Consider the following 7,121-nt stretch of genomic DNA (forward strand, 5'->3'; position numbering starts at 1 on the left):
CCGGCGCTTATCGGCTGACGCAAAACGGCAAGTCGATATTGCTTCTGGAAAAAGGCGAGGCGCTGCTGACCGATGGCAGCACGCTCGATCTGACGCAGGGGCTGCGCCTTGGCGCGTTCGAGAATACCGAGCCGTGGCGCGACGGCAAGGGCAAGCGCTTCGTGCCCGAAGAATATTTCAATCTCGGCGGCAAAACCAAGTGGTATGGCGCGGCGCTGCTGCGCTATGGCGAACACGAATTTGCGGCCGATGCCGCGCATCAATGCCTGGCGTGGCCGATCGGTTATCGCGATCTGCAGCCGTTCTACGATGAAGCGGAGACATTGCTCGGCGTGCGGCGCTTCGAAGTCGAGCGCGATCTGCGCGTTATCCTCGACCGTCTCCAATTGCAAGGCGGTTGGCGGGCAGAACCGCTGCCACTCGGTCTCAGCGCCGACATCCTCGATCATCCGCACGAGGCCGGCCACTTCGACGGCTTCGCGTCGGCGGCCGGGCTGAAGGCCGATGCGCAGCGCTCGTTTCTCGACCGCGTTGCCGGAAACCCGGTTTGACGATAGCGACCGGGCGCGAAGTTACGCGCTTGCTCGGCGCAGATGGCGATATCCGCCACATCCTCGGCGTCGAGACGGCTGATGGCCAGTGCTTTCACGCCGGTAAAGTTCTGCTCGCCGCCGGCGCCATGCACACGCCGCGTTTGCTCCAGCGCTATATGGAGACCAGCGGTCTTGCGCGCCTGCTGCCGAATTACCGGCTGGTCGGCGTTATTACAAGCGCCACCTGCTGACTGCGGTGCTTGCGTTCTCGGCGTCGCGCAAAAGCGATGTGCTGCGCAAAACTGCGCTGCTGCTGCACGATCGATTTCCGCACAGCAGTATTCAGCCGCTTGGTTTCGGCGCCGACGTGATCGCCAGTCTAATGCCGCAGTTTTTTCCGATGTGGCTGTCGAACCTGAACGCGCAGCGCGCCTATGGTTTTTTCTGCAAACCGAAGATGGTTCCGACGAGAACACCGGGTAATGGACAGCGCCGACAACGGATATCCGCAGCTCGATTTCGATGCGGCCCGACTGCCGGCTGCTGCACTTGAACACCGGCAACTGGTCGCTGCATTCCGCCGTTCGCTGCTGCGTGTCGGCTACTGGAATGGCGCGAAAGCGATCCCGCTTTCCGGCAGCGCGCATGCGTGCGGCACGGCGGTGATGGGCAACGATGCGCGCCGGGCCGTCGGCGATGCCAACGGCAAGGTGTTCGGGATGGAAAACCTGTACATCGTCGACGGCAGCGTGCTGCCGCGTTCGTCGCGCGTGAACCCTGCGTTGACGATTTATGCCTGGGCTTTGCGCGTCGCAAGCCGTTTGGAAACAAGAGAATCGCTCAATGAAAACGACTTCAGTGAAAACGATAGAATCCGCGTCAATACGGTTCGGGCGTGAAATCTGCGGCGACCTCGCGCAAGCCGAGCGCCGCGAATGGTGGTTGGCCAATGGCCTCGGCGCCTATGCCGCCGGCACCATCGCCGGCACGCTGACGCGGCGCTACCACGGCCTCTTGATCGCGCCCGTAAATCCGCCTCTGGGCCGGCATTTGCTGTTTGCGAAAGCCGAGGCGACGCTGAGCGATGGCGTAAACACCTGGCCGCTTTCCAGCAACCGCTGGGCCGGCGGCGCGATCGCGCCGCGCGGGTATCTGCATATCGAATCGTTTCATCTCGACGGCCGCATGCCGGTCTGGCGCTACGCGATCGGCGACAGCATCGTCGAGCAACGCATCTGGATGGAGCCCGGCGCCAACACGACCTACGTCGCTTTCCGCTCCGAGGGCAGACGCGGCCTGCGGCTGCAACTGAAGCTGCTGGTCAACGCGCGCGATCATCACGGCAACGCCCAACCCTGGCAGTTCAATCCGGTCATCGAAGCCGATGGGCGCGCTCTGCGCGTATTGCATCCGAACTGGTTCGCGCTGCATTTCCGCGCCCATGGCGGGGCGCTTGCGAGCAGTGAGCAGGGCTCCCGCTTGCGGGATGCGAACGTCCGCGAGTCAAGCGCCGCGCCGCCCGCAAGAGTTGCATCCGCTGTCAGTTCCTCATCCGACGACAGGACGCCTGTTTCGGACTCCGGCGGCGCCTTTACGACGACACACGACTGGTTCGAAAATTTCGATCTCGCGCTGGAACAAGAGCGCGGCCTGCCGGCCAGCGATGCGCATCTGTGCGTCGGCGTCATCGACTTCGATCTGCAGCCCGGTGTGTGGATCGGTATCAGCGCGAGCCCCGACAAGCCGGCGTCGAACTATCTCGAGGAGGCGATGCGCCGCTTTCGCAATCACGACGCCGGCCTCTTGCGGCGCGCGAAAGTGTTGCTTCCCGAATGGCTAAGCGCGCCGGCGCGGCTCGATCAATTGCTGCTTGCCTCCGACACGTTTTTGTTTGCACGGCCGCTGCCGAACGTCCCGGCGGGCGAATCAATCATCGCCGGCTACCCGTGGTTCGGCGATTGGGGGCGCGACACCATGATCGCGTTGCCCGGACTGACGCTCGCGACCGGACGCTTTGAGAGCGCGCTCAATATCCTGCAAACCTTTGCGCGCTTCGTCGATCGCGGCATGTTGCCGAACGTGTTTCCGGGCGCCGGCGATAAGCCGGAATACAACACGGTCGATGCCGCGCTCTGGTATGTCGAGGCGTGGCGCGCGTACGTCGCGGCGACCGCGGATCGCGCCGCGTTGCGCGAAGTCTTCGGCGTGCTCGAAAGCATCATCCGCGCGCACCGCGATGGCACGCGTTATGGCATTGGCATGGACAGCGATGGCCTGCTGCGCGCCGGCGAAACAGGCGTGCAACTGACGTGGATGGACGCCAAGGTCGGTGATTGGGTGGTTACACCGCGCATCGGCAAACCGGTAGAGATCAATGCGCTCTGGTACAACGCGCTGGTCTGCATGAGCGAATTCGCGCGCCAATTGAATTTGCCGGCCGATGATTACCGCGAATTAGCGGAGCGGGCACGCGCGGGATTTCAGCGCTTTCAGAACGCGGATAACGGTGGCCTGTTCGATGTCATTGACGGCCCGCAAGGTCCTGACGCGGCGGTGCGTCCGAATCAAATTTTCGCCGTCAGCCTGCCGTTCAGCCCGTTGTCGGCGGGAGCTCAGGCTGGCGTCGTCGCGCTGTGCGGCGCGGAATTGCTGACTTCGTATGGCCTGCGCTCATTATCGCAAGCGCATGCGGATTTTCGACCGCACTACGTCGGCGGCGTCTGGGAGCGCGATGGCGCTTATCACCAGGGTCCGGTTTGGCCGTGGCTGCTCGGCCACTACGCACTTGCCGAATATCGCGTGACTGGCGATGCCGATCTCGCGCAATCGCAGCTGGCGCCGCTGCAAGATCATCTGCTCGACGCCGGACTCGGCACCATCAGTGAAATTTTCGATGGCGCGACTCCGCATACGCCGCGCGGCGCGCCGGCGCAAGCATGGTCGGTCGCGTGCGCGCTCGAAGCGTGGTTGCGGCTGGAGCGGGCGAAGCGCGAGCAGGCCAACATTTCGCAGCAAGCGACGGAAGCGGCAACGATTTAACCGGTCCGTAACGGTTGCAGTTTACGCCTTTGATTGTCGGCTAAGACATGAACACCGCTCTTTCAGAGACCGATGTATTTCCTCCCCCTAGACGGGGGAGGGTGAGGGTGAACGGTGCGTCGAGAAAAGCTCACCCCCTATTCCAGCCTGGGAAGGGGCTAAAACATGGAGACGAAGATGAGTGAGATGAACATCGAACGCCAACGGCTCGAAGCGCAGCGTGAAAAAAAGAAAACTGGCGCCTGTGGGGCCCGATCTCGCTGAGCGCGCGTGGGGCACGGTGCGCGAGGATTACAGCCCTTACGGCAACGCCTGGGAATACTTCGATCACGATCAGGCGCGCTCGCGCGCTTATCGCTGGAATGAAGACAGCATGGGCGGCATTTGCGACGAGCAACAGCGCTTGTGCTTCTCGCTCGCGTTATGGAACGGCAAGGATCCAATCCTGAAAGAGCGCGCGTTCGGCCTGACCGGTAATCAGGGCAATCACGGCGAGGACGTCAAGGAGTATTACTTCTATCTCGACGCAACGCCGAGCCACAGCTATCTCAAATACCTCTACAAATATCCACAGACCGAATATCCGTATGCGCAGCTCGTTCGCGAAAATGCACGGCGCGGCAGAACAGATCCGCCTTTTACCCTGCTCGATACCGGCGCGTTCAACGATAACCGTTATTGGGACGTCGAAGTCCGTTACGCGAAAGCGACGCCGGATGAAATCCACGCGCGCATCATCGCGCACAACCGTGGGCCGGAAAGCGCGACCTTGGCATGTGCTGCCGACGCTATGGTTCCGCAACACCTGGACATGGAGCGAGGGGCAGGGCGTTTCGACCGAAGCCGGCGCGAGCGCGAGGCCGCAACTGCGCGCTGACAACCCAGTTAAAGGCGTGGCGTAGGCAGTCGAGGCGGCGCATCCGTCGCTGGGTACGTACTTCCTTTATGGCCGCAACAAGGCCGAAGTACTTTACACAGAAAACGAAACCAACAGCGAGCGTTTGTGGAACGTGACGAACGCAAGGTACGTGAAGGACGCTTTCCACCGCTACCTGATCGATGGCGAGGCGACGGCGGTCAATCCAGAAAAAACCGGGACCAAATTCGCCGCCAGTCACGTCGTGACAGTCAGCGCCGGCGAACAACACGTGATCGACCTCGCGCTGTCTTCGAATGCCATGACGACTCCATTTCTCAGGCACGATACGTTGCTGGAAAAGCGGGCCGCCGAGGCGACCGGGTTTTATCGCGACATTTCGCCCGCTGCTTCGGATGAGGACCACAATATCCTGCGCCAGGCAGCGGCCGGCATGATCTGGAGCAAGCAGTATTTCCACTACGATGTCGCGCGCTGGAGCGACGGCGATCAGTACGCGCCGCCGGAAAGCCGCAAACGCGGACGCAATCAGGTCTGGCGGCATCTGAAAGCGGCCGACATCATTTCGATGCCCGATAAATGGGAATACCCATGGTTCGCCGCGTGGGATCTCGCGTTTCATTGCGCGACACTGGCGCTGGTCGATATCGATTTTGCCAAGGATCAGATCGAGCTTTTGTTGCGCGAAAACTATCTGCATCCGAATGGCCAGATTCCGGCTTACGAATGGCAATTCGGCGACGTCAATCCGCCGGTGCTGGCGATGGCGGCCCTCAAAGTATTTCGCGCGGAGCGTGTGCAGCGCGGCGCAGCCGACGTGCACTTCCTGCAGCGCGTGACGCATAAGCTGCTGATGAATTACACGTGGTGGCTCAACCGCAAGGATGCCGACGGCCACAATGTTTTCGAAGGCGGCTTCCTCGGCCTCAACAATATTTCCGTGTACGACCGTTCGAATCCGCTGCCCGCAGGCTATTCGCTGAAGCAGGCCGACGCGACCGGCTGGATGGCGATGTTCGCGCTGAACATGACCCTGATGTCGCTCGAACTCGCGGCCGAGGATTCCGATTACGAAAGACGTCGCGATCCAGTGCTACACACAGTTCATGGCGATGGCCAACGCGATCGGCGGCCACGTTGCGAACAGCATTTCACTATGGGACGAGGCTGATGGATTCTTCAAGGACCTCGTCGTCGCGCCAGATGGCCAATGCCACCGCATCGATGTGTTTTCGTGGGTCGGCCTGATTCCGCTGTTTGCAATCGAAGTCGTCGATCAAAGACTACTCGCCAAGGCGCCGCGCTTCTACAAAACAATGGAGAAGTATTATCGCGGCCCTACGAGGGCCACAAAGGTTTCGGCGTGCCCGATCGAAAGCAACGCGCGCGGCGAACACTTGCTGTCGCTGGTCAATACCGGTTTGTGCCACGCATCCTCGAACGGTTGCTGTCGGAGCGTGAGTTCCTGTCGAAGCACGGTATCCGCAGCGTATCGCGCATCCACGCCGAGCGGTGCGATCTCGGCACCTTGCCCGGCATCGCCAGGCGCTGATCGAATATCTGCCCGGCGAATCGAACAGCGGCCTGTTCGGGGGCAACTCGAACTGGCGCGGTCCGGTCTGGATGCCGACCAATTACGCGCTGGTGCAGGCTCTGGAAAAATTCCATCGCTATCTGGGCGACGGTTCAAGGTCGTGGCGCCGGGCGTCGACAACCAGCAGCTCACGCTGAAAGAAATCGCCAGGCTGTTTTCCGATCGCCTTGTCGATCTTTTCCGGCGCGATGAAAATGGACTGCGGCCGGCGTTTTCTGCCGACAGCCCATTCCAGAGCGATCCGCATTGGAAGGACTTGCTGTTATTCAACGAATACTTTCACGGCGAAACGGGACTCGGGCTGGGCGCGATGCACCAGACCGGGTGGACCGGGCTCGTTGCAATCTGCTCGAGCGGCATTACCGGACGGATATTCCGATGTATTGGCGGAAGCAGCGTGCGGGAACGGAGCTTGTCGAGAAGGAAGACATGGGGGTGGAAGCGTAGAGATGATGGCGCGACCCGGACGATGGGTTGCGCTACGATCCGCATAGCCTGCGGTCGCTTTTTGAAGCAGGGCAGCTGTTAGCCCTCCCCCCTGACGGGGGAGCGTTGGGTGGTGGTGAGCGTTGGCGATTGAGCTGCCGGACGCCCCACTCCTACCTCTCTACCGCGAACCGCAAGAAGGAATTTTGAAGTTTTCTTCGCGGAAGCAGGCATGGATGGAGTAAACGTGCAATGACAACCGCATTAAGCATGGACAGCCCCGCCGCGACGGTGCGACTCGCCGTTGCAGCCGTGTACCTCTCAGCCTTCGTGCAGGGCCTGACACTCGTCAGCTTCCCGGCGAGCAGCGCTGTGCTGCGCGCGATGCATGGCTTTTCCGATGCGCAATAGGGCGCGATCTTTTTGCCGCAAATGGCAGCGGCCGTGATCGGCGCTGTCGGCGGCGGCGTGCTAGCGCAGCGCATTGGCCTGAAAACCTTGCTCGTGCTCGCATTGCTTGCCAACGCGCTATCGCAGGCGCTGCTTGCCGCGAGCAGCGGCATGTCGGCGGAGGCTGCGTATCTGATCGCGCTTTGCGGCACCGCGAGTCTCGGGGGCTGGGTTTTGGGCTGTCGGGCGCGCCATTGAATAG

General features: G+C 61.6%; 6 protein-coding genes and 1 pseudogene. All 7 read left to right on the forward strand.

Annotation, left to right across the window (positions count from 1 at the left end; genetic code table 11):
• Nucleotides 1-551: hypothetical protein (locus H0V78_14005; GenBank protein ID MBA2352849.1), on the forward strand; the 551-nt coding region annotated here is incomplete at its 5' end.
• Nucleotides 548-784 carry a hypothetical protein gene (locus H0V78_14010; GenBank protein MBA2352850.1) on the forward strand — a complete coding sequence of 79 codons (237 nt, stop codon included), beginning with the start codon at nt 548-550 and terminating at the stop codon, nt 782-784. The genes H0V78_14005 and H0V78_14010, both read left to right, overlap by 4 nt.
• Before the next feature lie 231 nt (nt 785-1,015).
• Nucleotides 1,016-1,432 carry a hypothetical protein gene (locus H0V78_14015; GenBank protein MBA2352851.1) on the forward strand — a complete coding sequence of 139 codons (417 nt, stop codon included), beginning with the start codon at nt 1,016-1,018 and terminating at the stop codon, nt 1,430-1,432.
• Entirely contained in the window at nt 1,377-3,572 is a 2,196-nt protein-coding gene (locus H0V78_14020) for a glycogen debranching enzyme N-terminal domain-containing protein (GenBank protein MBA2352852.1), read from the forward strand. Before H0V78_14015 ends, H0V78_14020 begins: the two co-directional genes overlap by 56 nt.
• 177 nt (nt 3,573-3,749) lie before the next feature.
• Nucleotides 3,750-6,490, forward strand: a pseudogene (locus tag H0V78_14025) (glucosidase).
• A gap of 231 nt (nt 6,491-6,721) precedes the next feature.
• Complete coding sequence (locus H0V78_14030) at nt 6,722-6,880, forward strand: hypothetical protein (GenBank protein ID MBA2352853.1); 159 nt, start codon at nt 6,722-6,724, stop codon at nt 6,878-6,880.
• Between the two features lie 21 nt (nt 6,881-6,901).
• Nucleotides 6,902-7,117 carry a hypothetical protein gene (locus H0V78_14035; GenBank protein MBA2352854.1) on the forward strand — a complete coding sequence of 72 codons (216 nt, stop codon included), beginning with the start codon at nt 6,902-6,904 and terminating at the stop codon, nt 7,115-7,117.
• Nucleotides 7,118-7,121: the final 4 nt, after the last annotated feature.

Source organism: Burkholderiales bacterium (genome assembly GCA_013695435.1).
In the GTDB taxonomy this organism is placed as follows: Bacteria; Pseudomonadota; Gammaproteobacteria; order Burkholderiales; family JACMKV01; genus JACMKV01.